We start from the raw sequence: 16,082 nt of genomic DNA on the forward strand, positions 1-16,082 counted from the left end.
GGGAAGTTAGTCCCGCCAAAAACGCCAATAGCAACGAACTAGCCTCGCCAGAGTGACCCACTCCTCGCATGTTTTGCGTCATTTGCGGATAAAATTTTGGATGATTATTAAGGAATCATGCGGTCCTGGGGATTGATTGGGCGTTTTGCCAAATTCTGGAGGGCCGCATCATCGCGGATTGATCTGGCACCCGTTCCCAATGTCAGATTGGCGCACCAGTCCTCTCCTACCACCATCGACTGAGGCATACCCACGATTGTTGCAAAGAAGACTGACCAATCGGTGGCGCCGGGCAGGATTGATTCGGCGGCGAACTCGGCCCGACCCTTAACTGATTCAGCAGCAATCCGGTTGCGCTCGCCCCAGCCGACCAGATAGTCCTCACAAACAGGCTCTTCTGCCGCCGGTTTGCCAGCGAAAGCGATATCCATATCGATGTCGTCGTAGTGTTTCATGAGAGCGGCCTCAAACAGCATCGCTAGATCCTCATATTGGGTGTAGTAGCTATAGAGGTGGTTGGCGCCATCATTCTGTAGTAAGGCGCCGGCGTAGTCGGCCTCCATCTGCTGTTGTGTCTGGTCGGCGGTCTGTCCGTCATAGAGTACGCTGGCGATACTATCCAGCTCCTGTGACACTAACGGCTGTTGGCGATAGAGACGATGGAGAGCCAGTCGTTCTCAACACTGCGGATCGCCTCATAGACCGAGATGCTGGGATTGAGGCTGGCGATCCGGTCCGGCGGGGCGAAGTCGGCGGCGTGGGCCAGTTCATGGTAGAGCAGACGCGATAGTGGCAGTCTGATGTCGTCCAGGGTGCGCTCTTCTGTGCCATTCAGGTCATAGCTCTCGTAGGCATAGCTACTGCCGCTGACATAACGCCAGAGGTAGTCGAAACTCAGATCGGCGCCAAAATCGGTGCGATAGTCCTCCTGTTTGGAGATGTCGGCCTTCTCCGCATTGGTCAGCCACAGATAGGCCGGATCGAGATAGATCGCCGCGGTACTGGTGCGGTAGTGGGAGGGGCGGATGTCGCTGTCGATGACGATGGCAGTGACTGAACGAAACAGCTTCAGTGTCTCCACCGGGAGCAGCGCTAGCGCCGCCTCGAAACGCTGCCCCATCCACTGGTGCGAAACGAGAACCCGCTCCATGATGGTGGCAATATCGGGGTTGTCGCTCTGCTGACCGATCAGCGGCAGCTCGCTGAGCAGGCAGGATGAAAGGATCGTGTCGATATCCACACACCCCTTCAGTACCGAGCTGTAGCGGCCTGCTGTCTGGTAGGGGATGATGTCCGACAGGTCGCCACTGTTGGTGACCACCGCCTCGCCGCTGCTGCCGCCGCACCCGGCAGTCATCAGCACGATCATCGATATTGCTAAAGCTCTAATCCGCATCCTTATTCTATTCATCCTGAGATTCTTGCCTGAGGTTCACGACGAAATCATCTGGCAGTTTATCCCATAGGGTGGTTAATGATTGGTGACAAATCCGCACTCTTCGGTACGGCGTCACCACAGATGAGGATGATTACTCAAAAACCACCGCGAATCCCTTAAAATGCCCTCTGGAGATCAACCAGAAACTGAGATCGATGGGAAGATACCGCCCCCCTGCCCCGCCCAAATCCCCCTATATCACCTCTGATGGCCATCAGCGCCTGCTTGCCGAGGAGCAGGGGCTCTGGAAACGTCGGCGGGAGGTAGTGAAGGCGCTCTCTGCAGCGGCAGCGGAGGGGGACCGTTCGGAAAACGCAGAGTATATCTATCGCAAGAAGGAGTTGCGGGAGATCGACCGGCGCATCCGCTATCTACAGAAGCGTATCCCCGAGCTAAAGGTGGTCGAACAGCCCCCCAGCAACCGCCAGCAAGTCTTCTTTGCCGCTTGGGTGACCCTTGAAGATGAGCAGGGCGTGACGCATCGCTACCGGATTGTTGGCCCTGATGAGATCGACCATCAGGCCGACTATATCAGCATGGATTCACCACTGGCGCGGGGGCTGATGAAACGTTCGCTGGATGATGAGGTGGAGATCGCAGTGCCCGGCGGGATAACCGCTTACTGCATCATCGCTATCGAATACAGTTAGGGAGCCTCTGAACAAGTCTGGACGCAAGATACGAGTTTATGACTTGTTCAGAGGCTCCTTAGATCACCAGCATCTCAATAAACTGATCGACCGATGTTGTCTCCAGATCCCCAATATTGAGGCAGAGATTGTAGATTCCACACGCCCGGCGTTCGGCAAAACGCAGCTTCAGTGCCTTCCAGAATTGGTTTTCAATCTCTGCAACCAGCCTCTGCCGCTGTTCACCGGAGGAGAGCAGTTCATCCATCACCTGACTGGCGTAGGCCTGTTGGCGCTTGATCGGAGCGCCGCCCAAAAGTGCATCCTGAAAACCCCATTTAGGACAACTCAGCACCTGCGGAATGCCCTGTTCCCCCCGCTCTACCAGCATCGCCAACTGCAGGCCGCGACTGACTGCATCAGCTGCGGCCCACCCTTGCCGAGTGCTGTTGCTAGTGCTGTGCCGATCGACCTGCAACGAGGCCCCGTCAGCCCAGGCCAGGGATAAGGCATCGACCACCTGGCGATGATCGAGACCAAGCATGGTCGCGCTGACCGCAGCTGTGGCCAGCTTCAGCAGGCAGACCGGATCTAGCCCCTGCTCACTGATGGGGTTGTCCTGCGCGAGCACACCTTGGATCTCCATCGCCTTGACTTGGCGATGAAGCAGGTCTTCAATTATTTTCGGTGCCTTGGCCACAGCCACGGCGTTGCGACTCTGATAGTCGCCAAGACTGAGAATCGGCCCAAGACAGGCAAGACTACCGCCGCCAGCGCAGATCTGTTCGTCACCCGCCCAATCCACCAGAAGAGCAATATCCCAGGCCGCTTTTACCGGGTCGAGTTCAAAGCGGGTGCCGGGCACTCGGGCAGCATGGGGCACCAAGGTGCCCGGCACCACCGGCCCCAGCAGTTTTGCTGCCTCAGGGTCTCGCGGTGCATTCAACGCCGCCGCCAGCCCCGCCATCAGGCAGATACGGGCGTTATCCAGGGCACGGGCGGAGGTGATTTGATAGTGGCAGACATAATCAGCGATATCGACCAGCAGCTGATCTGCCTGCAGGCTTTGGGCTGAAGATGATGGCATTCATGCACTCCCTGTGTTCAGCGGCAAACTCGCATGCGCATACGCCGGACAGAAAAAAACCCGACCGACAGAGCCGGTCGGGTCGCTTTTTCCAGCCGGATCCCTATCAGTGATTGGCAGTAGTCAAACCGGCACTGACCCAATCCTGCATGCCACCACGGTACCATTTCAGTTTGTAGGCCGGGTAACCGAGGCGAATCAGGGTCTTGATGTTGTTGCCAGACTGCGGACACCAGAGACCATTGCAGAAGAGCACCAGAGTCTTGGCATTGCGGAAGTCCCATTGGCCATTGCTCAGATGGGCACCAAACTGATCCTTCAGAATTGTAGCGAGCGTTTCTGCCTCAGCATCGACCGCGAAGGTGCCGGCCATGTCAACACTGATCAGGTTCCAGGGGATATTCACCGAACCGGGGATGGTGCCGCGGGCAAGCCACTCCGGGCTGCGAGAATCGACTACCAACACGGTCCTATCACCGCTACCGATCCGCTTAAGATAGCCGAGCAGCTCCAGCTCTCCTATAGTCTCCACCCCCTGGGCGACCGTTATTGGCTGCACACAGAATGGTGGGCAATGACGGCCATTCTTAGCGTAGGTAGCTGGAATGACCGAATTTTTATCGCCGGTTCGCTCGATCTTGACTAGCTTAGTTTTGTGCTGAACCTCCACAGACTCCAGGCCAGCACTGATGTGGGTGCCCGAATCAGCCAGGGCGAGGCCCGAGAGAGTAAGCCCCAGGGCGAGTGTCACGAATGACTTGGCATGTTTCATTATGCATTTCCTCCTGCAGGAAGCCTGTTATCAATACTTCAGGTAAGACGGCATTTTCAGTTCCTTTTGGGAAACTGCCTGCTGATAACCCAGTTCACCTTGGCGTTTGGCCTTCTTAGCGAGTTTCATTGCCTTAGCATAGTCACCCTTTTCGACCGCCTTCTTGGCCTTCTTCAACATTTTGCCGATGTCGCGCCACTCGCCCTCAACGCCGGCCGCTTTCTTGCGTGCCTTGTCAGCGGCTGCGATTGCCGCCTTGGCCTCGGCAGCCGTACCAGCCGCCATGTCACCTTTCGGGGCACTGGCTGTCGCACACCCCACCAGCGCGAGCAGTGCCGAGGCGAAGATTACTCTAGCGAAGATTTGCTTCTGCATCATCCCACTCCGATTTTTTTCTGTTGCTTGCTTTCGCATCTATCAAACCTCTAATCACTTACGTGCGCCGGGGCCATTTAGTGGCAGACCGTTGCTCATGTAGGTGAGGAAGTACTCCAGGTTGCGATACTGCTCACCCTGCGCCTTGAAGGGCTTGGCACGCACCTGCTTGTTACAACCGGTGAAACGACGGTGCAAAGTACCGACGGTGCCCCACTTGGAACGATAGACCGGAAAGTGAGTGGTGTGACCCAATGCAGGGCTCAGCACATCGGAGCGGATGTTCATGCCGGCATTTTGGAGGTGGCAGTGAGCGCAAGAGAAGTTCAATTGACCTCGGCGAGTGTAGTAGAACTTCTTGCCCTTCTCATAGGCCTCAAGCGCCTTAGGATCATCCTTGGGGATCACTACATTGGTGACCTGCCCGCGAGACTCGTAGGCTATATAAGAAAGGATATCGTTGATCGGACCCTTCTTATACTTCAGCGGCTTCTCGCCGTTCGCCTTGCGGCACTCATTAAGCGCCAGAGCCAAGGTCATCACCATACCCTTCTTTTTATCCCAGTGCGGATAGTCGCCCTTGATGCCAGGACCTTTGGGAAAGCAGTCCTTGTAGCCTTTTCCATTGGCAAAAGGGGTATTCCACATCTCTTCACCAGCATCGATGAAGGGTTCATATGGGGGAAACTCCTCGATCGCCTCCCAACTCTCGCGGCCTATCTTGTCGATGGCATAGACACCATTGACATACTCTTCAGTCGGCACGCCGGGGAAACGCCATTTGAAGTGGTTCTGAAACGCCTTCAGATCTTCTTCGGGGCTGGCCGCCTGCACAGAGAATGCGACACTACCTGTAATCGTCAGCGCGGCCATCGTTTTTAACAGTTTGATCATAATCACTATTCCTCCGAACTGGGCCGCTTACAAAGACCAGATAAAATCGACGATCTTGTCGATCTCTGCAGCCGACAGGGCCTCATATTTGCCGAAAGCAGGCATCGGTGACTCTGGGTTCTTAACCGTCGCATCCCAGATCTGGTCATGCAGATCCTTCTTGTTGGGGTAACGGGCCTTCATCGCCAGTAGCGGCGGACCGATATTGCCGGCAGCCTTACCGCCTTCGATCAGGTGACAGGCAAGGCAGTTGCCTTTCTTGCGGTTGAAGGCAAGTTTTTTGCCCTCTTCCATTGCGCTGGCTGCGCCTGCAGCCATGGCTGGAGCCGTAACCAGGGATGCTGCCAACACAGCAGCGATACTGGCAATACCAACCACTTTTCTGCTTCTATCTAACATTATTTCCTCCAGGGAAAGGTGGAATCCAATGCGTCTCACCAATCTGATGCGGGATGTTTTTTCTGCTCGCACCATCAAAATGAAACGCCAACCTCTGCCTCTAGATGGGCACTTTTTATGGCTGCGCTAAATTCTCTTCCCTTCACTCAAAAGAAAACAGTGGAAGATATGTGAATCGGTACTAGGGTTTACCACAATAGCAACATGAAAAACCTCCGTAATTCCTTACGGAACAGCAAGTTATCAAGAAGTCTATTACCAGATTCTAAACAAGAAACGGTCTCATACGGGCAGGAGAGAGGTGTGTTTTCTGCGCCAACACTCCACACCAATCGCTAGGTTTCAGTGGTGGATCAATGGCACTTCGCTACAACCGGCAGCGATCGGAAAAAATGGTTCACACTTGTCTATGAGGCTACCACCTAGTTCAGGAGAGTACCGATGGAGCCGATACCGGTTTCACAGATCATCTGGCAGACCCGCTATCGCCAATCGGGGGAGCAGACCATTGAGCAAAGTTGGCGCCGGCTGGCTCACGCCCTCGCCACGGTAGAGGCCGACAAAAAATCGCTCTGGCAACAGCGCTTCTTTCAGATACTCAATGGCTATCGTTTCCTGCCCGGCGGTCGAATCCTGGCAGGTGCTGGCAGCGTCACACCCAGCAATTTGTTCAATTGCTTTGTCATGGGAGAGCTGGATGGCGACCTCGATCCGCTCTTCAATGCGCTTAAAGAGAGCGCCCTGACCCTGCAGCAGGAAGGTGGCATCGGCCTCGATTTTTCGACCCTGCCACCGGCGGGCCTTCGGCCCAGGCGCTCCACCCAATTCACGGCGGGTCCGGTTGCGCTACTGCAGCTATGGGATAGCATGAGCCAGGCCATCAGCGCCAACGCCCTTCGCCGCGGCGCGATGATGGGAGCCCTGCGCTGCGACCATCCTGACATCCGCACCTTTATCGAGGCCAAGTGCCAGCCTGGGGCGCTACCCCATTTCAACCTATCAGTGCTGATCTCCGATGCCTTTATGCAGGCGGTCGAACAGGATCGGAGCTGGCCGCTGCTGTTTCCGCTACAGGGGCTGAGTGAAACCGTTGCCGAGTCGCACCAGGAGAGGCTGGAGTGCAACTGGCCCGGCAGCGAACGCCCCCAGCGTTGCGTCGTGATAGAGCGACTGCCGGCACGACAACTCTGGCAGCAACTGCTGCACGCCAGCTATGAAAACGCCGAGCCCGGCGTGCTCTTCATCGACCGGATGCAGCAAGAGGACAATCTAGCCTGGTGCCAGCAGATTGTCGTTTGCAACCCCTGCGGTGAGATCCCCCTGCCCCATTACGGGGCCTGCAACCTGGGATCGATCAACCTCAGCCGCTGTGTCTTGCATCCCTTCAGCTCCGAGGCAGCGTTTGATTTTGAGGGGATTCAGCGCCTGAGCACCACTGCTGTCCGGCTACTCGACAACGTGATCGATCTGTCAGCCTACCCCCTGCCGCAACAACGTCAGCAGGCCCGCGCCAGCCGCCGCATCGGCCTTGGCATCACCGGCCTGGCTAATGCCCTGATCATGCTCGGGCTCGACTATCGCAGCGAGGCGGCCCGGGCGATGGCCAGCCGCGTTATGCAGACCATCTGTCACAGCGCCTATCTTGCCTCGACCGAACTGGCGGCAGAGCGGGGTGCATTCCCTCTGTTCGAGCGCGACGCCTATCTCGCCTCCCCCTTTATCCGCCGCCTGCCGGCAGAGATCCGCGACGCCATCGCCCGCCAGGGGATCCGCAACAGCCACCTTACGGCCATCGCCCCAGCCGGCAGTATTAGTCTGCTAGCGGGTAACACATCCAGCGGCATCGAACCGATTTTTGCGCTGACCCAAAGGCGTTTGATCCGCGGTGCGGATGGCCGGCAAGCGTGGCACGAATTGCAGGATTATGCGGCTCAGCAATGGCAAAAGCAGCAAGGTGGCCAGCCCTTGCCATGTCAGTTTGCCACTGCCGATGAGATCACCCCTAACGCACAGCTGGCGATGCAGGCTGCCCTGCAGCCCTATGTGGATCAAGCGATTTCAAAAACGATCAATCTGCCGGAGAGGCTCAATTTCGATGATTTTGCCTCGATCTATGAAGAGGCATGGCGATTGGGGCTAAAGGGCTGCACCTGTTATCGTCCAAACCGCCTACGAGGGCAGATCCTGAAGCCACAACACACTACCCTGCCCCGCTGCTGCAATGAAGGCGGCACAGCTGCCAGCTAGTCTCTCTCTCCCCCATCCCACCTCTGGTCTTTCCAACAGGATACGGCTGCGTGGTGGCCGATCGCTGTTATAATCGCCGCCCAAACTGGCTAACAGGAGAGGCCCGTGCCCAAGGCAAGCGAATTAAAAAAAGGTGCCATTGTAGAGATCAACGGTGCACCCCATGCGGTGCGTCAGGTGGAGGCGAAGAGCCCTTCTTCCCGTGGTGCCTCAACCCTCTATAAGATCCGCTTCACCAACCTGCAGACCGGACAGAAGCTGGATGAGTCATTGAGAGGGGACAATTTCTTCAAGGAGGCGGACTGCATCCGCAAACCGGTGCAGTTCTCCTACAAGGATGGTGAGACCTTCATCTTCATGGATCTGGAGGACTACAGTCAGCACGGTCTCAATCCCGAAGAGCTGGAGGGACAGGCTGGCTATCTCTACGAGGGTCTGGAGGATATCACCGCGCTGCTGGTGGATGGCAAGCTGCTTGGTATCGAGCTGCCCCAGTCGGTGACCCTGGAGATCGTCGACACCGCTCCCGGCATCAAGGGCGCCACCGCCACCGGCCGTACCAAACCGGCGACCCTCTCCACCGGGCTGGAGGTCCAGGTGCCCGAGTACCTAGAGCCAGGCGAGCGGATCAAGGTCAACACCACCGCCGGAAAATTCATCTCCCGGGCTTGATTGGAAGTAACACGATCCGCCGCGGAATGACTTCAACGCGGCGAGAGCCGATAGACCCGTTCCAACAGATGTTGCAGCCCCTTCTGGCGGAACCTCGGACTCTCATCGATAGTGTCGATCATATATAGAGTTTCAACAGCAAACCGCTCCCCGTAGAGTGCTTCCACCTCCTCTGGATGCACCGCGAACGGCGGCCCGTCCATGAGGGACTGGTCATACTCCAGAGCCACCAACAGGGTCTCCATGCCTTGAGGCATCAACGCGTTGAGATGGGCAGCATAGACCGACCGCATCTCCGCCGGCAACGCGACTAGCGAGGCCCGGTCGAAGACCGCCACACACCCCTCCAGCATCGCCGCCGACAGCGCAAAAAAGTCACCGCAGAGGATGGTGATGCCATCGCACTCCCATCGTTCAAAGGGAGCCTGTTGCGAGACTTCCGGGGTCAGCCCGTTCTCCTCAAAAAATGCCGCGACGGCGAGATGGCTGATCTCTACCCCCAATACCGAATGTCCCTGGGCCCGCAACCAGAGCAGATCACGACTCTTGCCGCAGAGCGGCACAAACACCTGCGCCCCCTGCTCTAGTCCAAGCTGCGGCCAGAACGCCTGCAAATGGCTGTTGATCTCGGTCTGGTGAAAACCGATCTGCTGCTGCTCCCAGCGGGCGAGCCAGAATGCTGCATCCATTGATGCCTCCAAAATATGTGGTGTGAGTGGGTCAGCCCTCGCGAGTCCCCTGTTGCAGGACCACCCCGTCAGGAATATGCAGCGTCGAAGTGGGAAAGGCCGCTTCCGCCCCCTGGGATTCGATGATATCCAGTACCTTGAGCAGCACATCCTCTTTTACCTCATGGAAATGGACCCAATCGGTGGTTTTGGTAAAGGTGTAGATAAAAAAGTCGAGGGATGAGGGGGCAAATTCGTTGAAGTTGACGATCAGGGTCTGGTCGCTGGCGATCTCCGGATGGGCGCGCAGCATCGCCTTTATCTCCTGGATAATCACTCGCATCTTGCCCGCATCGGCGTAGCGGATACCGACAGTCTCATAGATCCGCCGGTAGCTCATGCGGGAGGGGTTTTCCACTGCGATCGAGGCGAACACTGAGTTGGGCACGTAGAGCGGGCGCTTGTCGAAGGTGCGGATCTGGGTCAGACGCCAACCGATCTTCTCCACTGTGCCCTCGATTTTCCGATCGGGGGAGCGGATCCAGTCACCGCGGCTGAAGGGGCGATCCAGATAGATCATCATACCGCCGAAGAAATTGGCGAGCAGATCCTTGGCGGCGAAACCCACCGCGATGCCGCCGATGCCGCCGAAGGCGAGCACCCCGGAGACGGAGAAACCGAGAGTCTGCAGCATGACCAGTGCGGCGGTGATCCATACCGAAGCGCGCAGCAGGCGCACAACCGCCTCTATCACCGTGTGGTCCACCTCCCTGCCCTCAGCTTCGCGGTGCTCTACATAGCGCAGCTCCACCTGCTGCAGAAAGTTCACCAAAAACCAGGCTAGGCAGAAGATTACACCGATGTTGCGCAGGGGCTCGGCAAGCTCGAACAGAGCGGCACCGGTCTCCTCCCGCACCACATAGGCGGCGAAGGTGATGCCGAGGGTCCAGATCAACATTCCCAGCGGCTTGCGCATGGCATGCAGCAGGGCGTCATCCCAGGGGTTACGGGTCCGCTCCAGGGTTCTGGCCATGCGGTTCAACAGACGGCGTTGAACCAGGTCTAGCACCAAGGCAGCGAAGATCACCAGAAAGACCTGGACCACCCAGCCCTTCTGGCTGCTCCAAGCGGCGATTTCCGTCAACGATTCCATCAGTTTACCTCGGTAGCGGTTTCAACGATGCCTGAGATTGTTATGATCGAATCATCCCAGTCAACCGTTTCGTTCACATAGGATCCAGCGAAAAATGTTCATTGAGTTGATATCGATCCATGCAATGACTGCTGCTTGCCAGTAGCATCCAGCATATCGGACTGGGAACCTTCTTGAGAACCGGAAGTTGAGCCACTCGATCAACAACCGTCACTTTCTACTGCGCCGTCTGCACTCGCTGTTTGGCGTGGCGCCGCTCGGTTTTTTCCTGATGTTCCATCTGTGGGAGAACTCCCAGTCGCGCTTCGGCGCGGAACACTACAACGAGAAAGTAGTGGGGTTCCTGCAGGGGATGAACTACCTGCCGTTTATCGAGATCGGACTGATCACCCTGCCCCTGCTGTTTCACTCTCTCTACGGCCTGTTGATCACCAGCGAGATGCGACCCCAGCCACAGCGTTATCCGCTGCTGCACAACCGGCTCTATCTGCTGCAGCGCATCTCCGGCATCGGCATCCTGCTGTTTCTGCTGCTGCATCTGGGCGGCACCCGCTTTCAGACCCTTGCGAACCCGAGCCTGAGCGCCGATCTGTTCGGGCATCTGCAGACGCTGCTGCTACAGCCTTGGATTTTATGGCTCTATATTATCGGCCTGCTGCTTTCGGTGTTTCATCTGGCCAACGGCCTCTGGGGGTTCTGCATTACCTGGGGTATCACCACCTCACCAGCGGCCCAACGGCGCGCCTTTATCCTCTTCATGGGAGTTGGCCTGCTGCTTGCCGCTATCGGCCTGCACGGCATCTGGGGGTTTATCCATCCGGCGGTTAGCCTATGAGAGCGCAGCGCAGGGTGATCGTCGTGGGCGGTGGCCTGGGTGGACTCTGGGCGGCCCTGACCTTGGCGGAGCACGGCGTGCAGGTCGATCTCTTCTCCCTGTTCGAGGTAAAGCGCTCCCACTCCGCCTGTGCCCAGGGGGGGATCAACGCGGTGCTCGACAGCAAGGGCGAACATGATTCAATCGAGCAGCACATCCTCGACACCATCAAGGGCGGTGCCTATCTGGCCAATCAGCCGCCTATCAAGAGCCTCTGCGAGGCGGCCCCCGGCCTGATCCGCACCTTCGAGCGCATGGGGGTGACCTTCTCCCGTACCCCGGAGGGGCTGATGGATCTGCGCCTGTTTGGCGGAGTGAAGAAACGCCGCACCTGCTTCGCCGGCGCCAGCACCGGCCAGCAGCTACTCTACGGGGTCGACGAGCAGGTACGCGCTCAGGAAGTAGCCGGCCGCATCCGCAAGCATGAGTGGTGGGAGTTCCTCTCCCTGGTGAAAGACCCTGATGACAACTGCCGCGGCATCGTCGCCATGGACCTACGCAGCCTGGATGTGGTCAGCTTCCGTGCCGATGCGGTGATCCTTGCCACCGGCGGGCTGGGGCTGATCTATGGCCGCTCCACCAACTCCACCAACTCCACCGGGGCGGCAGCGAGCCGTGTCTATCAGCAGGGGGCGCACTTCGCCAACGGCGAGTTCATCCAGTTCCACCCCACTACCATGCTGGGCGAGGACAAGACCCGTCTGATGAGTGAGGCGGCCCGCGGCGAAGGAGGACGGATTTGGGTACCCAAAGATCTGCACGATAAGCGCATGCCAAACGACATCCCCGAGTCAGCCCGCTGGTATTTTCTGGAGGAGTGGTACCCAAGCTACGGCAACACCGTGCCGCGGGATGTGGCCTCCCGGGCGATCTGGAAGCTGGTGCGAGAACTAGGCTACGGCATCGGCGGTGAGGACGCAGTCTATCTCGACCTGACCCATCTTGACCCCGACTTCATCGAGACCCGGCTCGGCGCAATTCTCGACATCTACCGCAAGTTCCAGGGAGTCGATCCGGTCAAAGAGCCGATGAAGATCTTCCCCGGTATTCACTACTCGATGGGCGGTCTCTGGATCGATTTCGAAACAGATGCAACCAGCGGCGGCATACGCTGGGACAGCCCGCGCAACCACGCCACCAACATCCCCGGCCTCTACGCCTGTGGCGAGTGCGACTACGGCTACCATGGTGCCAACCGACTCGGCGCCAACTCGCTGCTCTCCGCCTCCTACAGTGGCCAGGTGGCTGGTGAGGCGGTAGCCAGCTATCTGCAGGGAATTGAATCGGGATGCGATACCGTCGATGAGGCCCACTACAGCGCAGAGCAACAGCGGCAGACTGAGATCAACCAGCGACTGATGCGGGCCAACGGCCCAGAAAACCCCTACGCCCTACACCGGGAGCTAGGCATGATCATGGCCACCCATGTCAACGTGGTGCGCGACAATCCCGGCCTCGACCAGGCAGCCGAGGCGCTACAGAAACTTGAGGCGCGTTTCTGGAAGCTCTGTCTCGGTGAGCGCAGCGGCTGGGCCAACCAGAGCCTGGTCTACGCTCGCCAGGTGCACGACATGATCGTACTCGGGCGGGTCATCACTGCCGGCGCCCGGGCTCGTGACGAGTCCCGCGGCTCCCACTACAAGCCGGCCTTCAACCTTGAGATTCCGCAGGGCAAGTTCCCCGGCGACCCGGAGTTTGAAGCCTATCGCAAGGCCTGGAAAGAGAACAACGACAACTGGCTCAAGACCACCATTGCCGAGCACAACAGTGCGGGGCCGCGCATCAGCTATGAGGCGGTGGATCTCAGCATCATCGCCCCAGAAGAGCCGAGGGACTATCGATGAAAGCCCCCATTCGGTTGCAGATCGAACGTCGCGACAACCCACAGTCGGCGCCCTACTGGCAGGGATTTGAGATCCCCTGGCGGCCGGGGCACAACCTGGTCTCAGTGCTGATGGTGATCCGCGAAAACCCGGTCACCACCGATGGCCAACTGGTGGAGCCGGTAGTCTGGGAGCACAACTGCATGGAGGAGGTGTGCGGTGCCTGCAGCATGCTGATCAACGGCACGCCGCGCCAGGCCTGTTCCGCCTTGGTGGATGAGCTGGAACAGCCGATCCGGCTACAGCCATTGAGCAAGTTTCCTGTGGTGCGGGATCTGTTGGTGGATCGCAGCCGCATCTTCGACAGCCTCAAACAGGTCAAGGCCTGGGTGCCCCTGGATGGCCCCTACGACATCCACGAACGGGCACCGCGCATCTCGCCCCAGCAGTGGCTCAACAGCTACGCCTACAGTCGCTGCATGAGCTGCGGCTGCTGCCTGGAGGCCTGCCCCCAGTATGGCGAACAGAGTGCCTTCCTCGGCCCTGCCGCACTGGTTCAAGTCCAGCACAAAAACCGACACCCCACCGGGCGCTACAGCAAGACCGAACGGCTGCATGTAATCATGGGAGACGGGGGCCTGAGCGACTGTGGCAACGCCCAGGTCTGTCTCTCAGTTTGCCCCAAGCGGATACCTATCACCACCGCCATCGGCGAGCTGGGACGGGATCTCTCAAGGCAATTGCTGATCGACCTGTTGGGGAAAGGCTGAGCTGCGCCATCCCGATCCCTTAGGCTGCCAGCCTGAAAAATCAGCCCCTCCGCCGCCGGGGTTGCACTGCCGGTAGCAATAGCAGCAGCAACCCAAACAGCGGGCCGATGCTGCCACCACCACCGCTCTCGCCACCACTGCTAGTCGATTGCGTACTGGTGCCTTCCTCAGCCACTGCCAGCCCCACCGGGTCGCGGATCACACCTACGGCTGGATCCCGGTCCCAGCCATCGTTGTCAGTTAGCTCGAGGGTGAGGGTGTGTGCGGCGTGGTCGATGGTGGCGTATGGGTAGTCCTGCCACTGATTATTGGTGTCGAGCTTTCGCACCACCGCATCAGCGGGCAGGTCGACCTCTTCAGGAAAGCTGAACACCACCCTGGCGCTGCCATTGGGGGCCTCGACGCTGAAGTCGAAGATGCCCAGCGGGAAGCGATGCCGGTTATCTTCGACGCCCTGTTCCTCATTGAGGATCGGCAGGCCAGTTTCCCCACTGCTGTGCGCGATCAGGCGCTGCCCGTCACTCGATGCGATTGTGATCGCCTGCCCCTGCAACGCTGGCAGGCCCAGCCTCTCAGCCGTCGGTGCGGGGATCCGAAAAGCGAGGCTGGTCGAATCCTGGGAGGCCTCCAAGCCTACCTCCAAAGCATCGATGATGCCGTCGCCGTCTCGGTCACTGGGATGTTCAGGATCGCCCAACTCCTGGGCATCTGGCACCCCATCCGCGTCGGAATCAGCATTCTCAGCGGCAGGATCGAGCCCCTGCTGCTGCGCCTGCTCATCACTCAGGCCATCACCGTTGGCATCCGCTATCTCTGCCGAATTGACGGTAATCTTTAGATCCAGCGTGTTGCTAGCGCCAGCAGTGTCGCTCACCCTGACCTGCAGGGTCTCGCTGCCGACCTGACTGGCAGTGAAGCTCATCTGATTGGCATCGAGTTCGACCTTACCAAGACGACTCTCGGTGAATGGTGAAGCTGTGTTCATCATCCAGATCAGCATCCCGCACTACAAAGCGGATCCGGCGGCTCTCACCCTGTTTCAGTACCAGGCCGTTGATGCCTCGTTGCAGCAGCGGCCTGTCATTCACGGCCTTGATGCTGATTTTGACCGTAGCCACAGCACTCTCCAGCCTGCCATCGCTGACCTTGAAGCTGAAGCTGTCGCGGCCATTCAGATTAGCCTTCGGCGTGTAGCTGAACTCACCGCTGCTGCTATCGAGTCGCAGACTGCCCTTGGTGGGGTGACTCATCAGCCTGTAGCTGAGCGCATCCCCATCGGCATCGCTGGCTACCAAGGTGCCCTGAATCGCACCATCTTCATCTATTTCAAGCGATGCGGCTGAGGCAAGCGGGGCATCGTTGACCGAGTTGATATGAATCTCAACCTGGGCGATCTCGGAATCGAGCTGCCCATCATTAACCTTGAAGCTGAAACTATCATCACCATTGGCATGCGCTGCCGGGGTATAGCTGAACTTGCCGGTGGCGCCATTGAGGCTCAGCACCCCTTTGGCAGGCTCAGCGACAAGAGTGTAGAGGAGCCTGTCTCCATCGGCGTCGCTGGCCTGCAGTCTGCCACTGGCCACACCATCCTCAACGAGATTCAACCTGGCGCCGCTCACTGTCGGGCGGTCGTTGATCGATCGGATATCGATACGGACAGTCGCGGGGCTGGAGTCCAGCATGCCGTCATTCACCTTGAAGCTAAAGCTGTCCGAAGCATGCAGGTTAGGCGACGGTGTGAAGGTGAATGCACCGCTCTGCTCATCCAGCGCAAGGTTGCCCGTGCTGGGTGGCGTCAGGATGATAAAGCGCAGTGGATCTCCATCGGGATCACTGGCAATCAGCGTGCCCACTAGCGGTCTGTCCTCATCGGTAGTCAGGCTGGCGCTAGTGGCACTCGGCATATCGTTTTCGATACCGATCAGGATCCGGAAGGTGATGCTGTCGACTGCCCCATTGGGGTCGATCACGCGCACCTGAAGCTCATCCGTGCCATTCACATCCGGATCAGGCGTATAGCGCACCAGGCCACTCGCATCGATAGTAGCGCTTCCCTGCCCCGGCGGGGTCTGAATCGACCAGCTCAGCGCGTCACCATCCACGTCGCTGGCGCTCAAAGCCAAGCTCAGCGGAGTATCTTCAGCGGTTGCAATGGTGGTCTGTTCACCCAGAGTGATCTGCGGCGCATCGTTCACCGGGCTGATGGTGATGGCAATCTCGCAGGCTCAGACTCCACCTCGCCATCGCTCACCACAAACGCGAAGCTGTCACTGCCATG

17 protein-coding genes are annotated in these 16,082 nt (G+C 58.5%); 6 read left to right on the plus strand and 11 right to left on the minus strand.

Features of this window, described 5'->3' with window-relative positions:
* Positions 1–107 precede the first annotated feature (107 nt).
* Together RIFP1SYM_RS12390 and RIFP1SYM_RS12395 are read right to left on the minus strand one after the other, a co-directional pair.
* A complete protein-coding gene (locus tag RIFP1SYM_RS12390; RefSeq protein ID WP_005965218.1) occupies positions 108–635 on the minus strand; it encodes a hypothetical protein in 528 nt (175 codons plus the stop codon).
* Positions 635–1,369: a hypothetical protein gene (locus RIFP1SYM_RS12395; RefSeq protein ID WP_039960448.1), complete on the minus strand. Its 735-nt coding sequence runs from the start codon at positions 1,367–1,369 to the stop codon at positions 635–637. Before RIFP1SYM_RS12395 ends, RIFP1SYM_RS12390 begins: the two co-directional genes overlap by 1 nt.
* A gap of 224 nt (positions 1,370–1,593) precedes the next feature.
* Between RIFP1SYM_RS12395 and greB the strand changes: the two genes are divergently transcribed.
* Positions 1,594–2,088, plus strand: coding sequence for a transcription elongation factor GreB (greB, locus tag RIFP1SYM_RS12400; protein WP_005965220.1), 495 nt, complete (start codon positions 1,594–1,596; stop codon positions 2,086–2,088).
* A 58-nt stretch (positions 2,089–2,146) separates the two neighbouring features.
* On the opposite strand, the gene RIFP1SYM_RS12405 is transcribed toward greB, so the two are convergent.
* From RIFP1SYM_RS12405 to soxX, 5 genes are all read right to left on the minus strand, one after another.
* On the minus strand, positions 2,147–3,154 hold the full coding sequence (locus RIFP1SYM_RS12405) for an MmgE/PrpD family protein (protein ID WP_005965221.1): 1,008 nt from the start codon (positions 3,152–3,154) through the stop codon (positions 2,147–2,149).
* Between the two features lie 106 nt (positions 3,155–3,260).
* Positions 3,261–3,926: a rhodanese-like domain-containing protein gene (locus tag RIFP1SYM_RS18260; RefSeq protein WP_005965222.1), complete on the minus strand. Its 666-nt coding sequence runs from the start codon at positions 3,924–3,926 to the stop codon at positions 3,261–3,263.
* Positions 3,927–3,956: 30 nt separating this feature from the next.
* The gene (locus RIFP1SYM_RS16565; protein ID WP_005965223.1) at positions 3,957–4,340 is read right to left on the minus strand and encodes a hypothetical protein; all 384 of its coding nucleotides are present in this window, start codon (positions 4,338–4,340) and stop codon (positions 3,957–3,959) included.
* Between the two features lie 15 nt (positions 4,341–4,355).
* Positions 4,356–5,195 carry a sulfur oxidation c-type cytochrome SoxA gene (soxA, locus tag RIFP1SYM_RS12420; protein ID WP_006474457.1) on the minus strand — a complete coding sequence of 280 codons (840 nt, stop codon included), beginning with the start codon at positions 5,193–5,195 and terminating at the stop codon, positions 4,356–4,358.
* Positions 5,196–5,222: 27 nt separating this feature from the next.
* Complete coding sequence (soxX, locus tag RIFP1SYM_RS12425; RefSeq protein WP_050798764.1) at positions 5,223–5,594, minus strand: sulfur oxidation c-type cytochrome SoxX; 372 nt, start codon at positions 5,592–5,594, stop codon at positions 5,223–5,225.
* 441 nt (positions 5,595–6,035) lie between these two features.
* Between soxX and RIFP1SYM_RS12430 the strand changes: the two genes are divergently transcribed.
* Positions 6,036–7,841, plus strand: a complete 1,806-nt coding sequence (locus RIFP1SYM_RS12430) for an adenosylcobalamin-dependent ribonucleoside-diphosphate reductase (RefSeq protein WP_005965229.1) — start codon at positions 6,036–6,038, stop codon at positions 7,839–7,841.
* Between the two features lie 105 nt (positions 7,842–7,946).
* Positions 7,947–8,513: an elongation factor P-like protein EfpL gene (efpL, locus tag RIFP1SYM_RS12435; protein ID WP_005965230.1), complete on the plus strand. Its 567-nt coding sequence runs from the start codon at positions 7,947–7,949 to the stop codon at positions 8,511–8,513.
* A 32-nt stretch (positions 8,514–8,545) separates the two neighbouring features.
* Here efpL and RIFP1SYM_RS12440 read toward each other — a convergent pair whose 3' ends face one another.
* Complete coding sequence (locus RIFP1SYM_RS12440) at positions 8,546–9,202, minus strand: thiopurine S-methyltransferase (protein ID WP_006474461.1); 657 nt, start codon at positions 9,200–9,202, stop codon at positions 8,546–8,548.
* A gap of 31 nt (positions 9,203–9,233) precedes the next feature.
* On the minus strand, positions 9,234–10,334 hold the full coding sequence (locus RIFP1SYM_RS12445; RefSeq protein WP_005965234.1) for a mechanosensitive ion channel family protein: 1,101 nt from the start codon (positions 10,332–10,334) through the stop codon (positions 9,234–9,236).
* A gap of 187 nt (positions 10,335–10,521) precedes the next feature.
* Here RIFP1SYM_RS12445 and RIFP1SYM_RS12450 point away from each other — a divergent pair, with 187 nt between their 5' ends.
* Genes RIFP1SYM_RS12450 through sdhB form a run of 3 tightly spaced genes read left to right on the plus strand, consistent with a single transcriptional unit; the run spans position 10,522 to position 13,801 of the window.
* Positions 10,522–11,169, plus strand: coding sequence for a succinate dehydrogenase/fumarate reductase transmembrane subunit (locus RIFP1SYM_RS12450; protein ID WP_005965237.1), 648 nt, complete (start codon positions 10,522–10,524; stop codon positions 11,167–11,169).
* A complete protein-coding gene (gene sdhA / locus RIFP1SYM_RS12455) occupies positions 11,166–13,052 on the plus strand; it encodes a succinate dehydrogenase (quinone) flavoprotein subunit (protein ID WP_005965239.1) in 1,887 nt (628 codons plus the stop codon). The genes RIFP1SYM_RS12450 and sdhA overlap by 4 nt, the downstream gene beginning before the upstream one ends.
* Entirely contained in the window at positions 13,049–13,801 is a 753-nt protein-coding gene (gene sdhB, locus RIFP1SYM_RS12460) for a succinate dehydrogenase iron-sulfur subunit (RefSeq protein ID WP_005965241.1), read from the plus strand. Before sdhA ends, sdhB begins: the two co-directional genes overlap by 4 nt.
* A 40-nt stretch (positions 13,802–13,841) precedes the next feature.
* On the opposite strand, the gene RIFP1SYM_RS16570 is transcribed toward sdhB, so the two are convergent.
* Together RIFP1SYM_RS16570 and RIFP1SYM_RS16575 are read right to left on the minus strand one after the other, a co-directional pair.
* On the minus strand, positions 13,842–14,789 hold the full coding sequence (locus tag RIFP1SYM_RS16570) for a choice-of-anchor U domain-containing protein (protein WP_139042138.1): 948 nt from the start codon (positions 14,787–14,789) through the stop codon (positions 13,842–13,844).
* Positions 14,746–16,020: a tandem-95 repeat protein gene (locus RIFP1SYM_RS16575; RefSeq protein WP_338063180.1), complete on the minus strand. Its 1,275-nt coding sequence runs from the start codon at positions 16,018–16,020 to the stop codon at positions 14,746–14,748. The genes RIFP1SYM_RS16570 and RIFP1SYM_RS16575 overlap by 44 nt, the downstream gene beginning before the upstream one ends.
* Between the last annotated feature and the right edge of the window lie 62 nt (positions 16,021–16,082).

The organism is endosymbiont of Riftia pachyptila (vent Ph05) (genome assembly GCF_000224455.1).
GTDB classification, from domain to species: domain Bacteria; phylum Pseudomonadota; class Gammaproteobacteria; order Chromatiales; family Chromatiaceae; genus Endoriftia; species Endoriftia persephonae.

What these genes read in the sequence shown, in the direction of transcription:
- RIFP1SYM_RS12445 (WP_005965234.1), bottom strand. Translation starts at nt 10,334, where the DNA reads ATGGAATCGTTGACGGAAATCGCCGCTTGGAGCAGCCAGAAGGGCTGG.
- RIFP1SYM_RS12430 (WP_005965229.1), top strand. Translation starts at nt 6,036, where the DNA reads ATGGAGCCGATACCGGTTTCACAGATCATCTGGCAGACCCGCTATCGC.
- RIFP1SYM_RS12395 (WP_039960448.1), bottom strand. Translation starts at nt 1,369, where the DNA reads ATGATCGTGCTGATGACTGCCGGGTGCGGCGGCAGCAGCGGCGAGGCG.
- sdhB (WP_005965241.1), top strand. Translation starts at nt 13,049, where the DNA reads ATGAAAGCCCCCATTCGGTTGCAGATCGAACGTCGCGACAACCCACAG.
- soxA (WP_006474457.1), bottom strand. Translation starts at nt 5,195, where the DNA reads ATGATCAAACTGTTAAAAACGATGGCCGCGCTGACGATTACAGGTAGT.
- RIFP1SYM_RS18260 (WP_005965222.1), bottom strand. Translation starts at nt 3,926, where the DNA reads ATGAAACATGCCAAGTCATTCGTGACACTCGCCCTGGGGCTTACTCTC.
- soxX (WP_050798764.1), bottom strand. Translation starts at nt 5,594, where the DNA reads ATGTTAGATAGAAGCAGAAAAGTGGTTGGTATTGCCAGTATCGCTGCT.
- RIFP1SYM_RS12440 (WP_006474461.1), bottom strand. Translation starts at nt 9,202, where the DNA reads ATGGATGCAGCATTCTGGCTCGCCCGCTGGGAGCAGCAGCAGATCGGT.
- RIFP1SYM_RS16570 (WP_139042138.1), bottom strand. Translation starts at nt 14,789, where the DNA reads ATGATGAACACAGCTTCACCATTCACCGAGAGTCGTCTTGGTAAGGTC.
- sdhA (WP_005965239.1), top strand. Translation starts at nt 11,166, where the DNA reads ATGAGAGCGCAGCGCAGGGTGATCGTCGTGGGCGGTGGCCTGGGTGGA.
- RIFP1SYM_RS16565 (WP_005965223.1), bottom strand. Translation starts at nt 4,340, where the DNA reads ATGCGAAAGCAAGCAACAGAAAAAAATCGGAGTGGGATGATGCAGAAG.
- RIFP1SYM_RS12405 (WP_005965221.1), bottom strand. Translation starts at nt 3,154, where the DNA reads ATGCCATCATCTTCAGCCCAAAGCCTGCAGGCAGATCAGCTGCTGGTC.
- greB (WP_005965220.1), top strand. Translation starts at nt 1,594, where the DNA reads ATGGGAAGATACCGCCCCCCTGCCCCGCCCAAATCCCCCTATATCACC.